The organism is Agromyces sp. P1_H4, from assembly GCF_056405255.1.
The window spans coordinates 1-1137 of the sequence record NZ_JBFUCL010000561.1; the positions used below are offsets into that span (position 1 = coordinate 1).

A 1137-nucleotide genomic window follows, 5' to 3' on the forward strand; every position below is an offset into this window, starting at 1 on the left:
CCACGGGACCGAGCACGGCCGGACGGGCGCGGGCCGCGGCGCCAGCGCGGCCGCGAGCGTCGCCGGCGCGGTGGCGTTCGGGCTGGGTCACGCCATCCATCATCTCCCGCCGAACAGCAGCGGCAGCAGCTGGATGCCGATCGCGCTCGCCACGTAGCGGTGCCGGCGGTTGCTGGTCAGCTGCGCCACCCAGTCGAAGACGCCGAGGTCGACCACCTCGCGGAAGGCACCGGTCCGGTCGTGCACGCCGAAGCCGAGGCGAAGCCCGTGGTAGTAGGTCGACGCCAGTGTCTCGGCGCGCACCTCGACGTCGGGCTGCGACGCGGTGATCGCGGCGGCGACGCGCTCGCCGAGCGCCGGGTGGGTTCCGTCGGTGCGCACGATGGCGAGCGGATGCTGCCAGTCGAGGCCGTGGGCGGATGCCGCGGCGTCGAGCATGCGGCGGTGGACGCCGAGCTGCGCGGCGACGGCGGCGACCTCGAAGCCGTCGTCGGCGAGCCCGGCGCCGGCGTCGGCGAGCACGAACAGGCGGAAGTGGCGCGTGTGGCCCGCGCCGCCGGCGACCGGCTGCATGCGGAGGACCTGGTGCGACGCGCAGAGCCGCACGTGCGCCCGCGGATCGGCCCGGAGCCGGTGCGCGGCCTCGAGCGCCAGCACGTTCGTGGGGTCGGACACCACCTCGGATGCGCGGATGGTCGAGAGCGTGCGGTCCTGGGAGGTCGGCGCGACGACGGATGCCGCGCCGAGCGGGGCCACCGGCGAGAGCAGCAGCGCCTCGTAGTCGCGGGCAGCGTCGAGCGCCAGCGTGTCGTAGGCCACGGTCGTGCGGAGGTCGACGGGGCTCGGGCCGACCGTGGCATCCGTCGACCACTGGTGCAGCAGGTCGGCCGGTCGGCGTCCGGCCGCCTCGCCGCGCGCGGCGGCCAACAGCTCGCCGCGGCGATCGCTGGGGGATTCGCGGCGGGTTCGTCGCGGTGACTCGCTCATCGCTCCATGATGGCTCGCCCCGGGGGTTTCGCGGCAGATCCGCAGGATCGTCGGAGTCCGGGCGGGTTACCGTCGATCATGGACCATGGGGCGGACACGTCGCGCTCGCCGGGCGCCGAGCGGGCGGCCGGCGTGATCGCCGCGATCGGC

At 75.6% G+C, this 1137-nt stretch carries 1 protein-coding gene; it reads right to left on the reverse strand.

What is annotated here, in order from left to right; all coding sequences use genetic code 11:
• Window positions 1-99: 99 nt before the first annotated feature.
• Entirely contained in the window at window positions 100-987 is an 888-nt protein-coding gene (locus AC1DY2_RS19965; RefSeq protein ID WP_476763998.1) for a hypothetical protein, read from the reverse strand.
• Window positions 988-1137 lie beyond the last annotated feature (150 nt).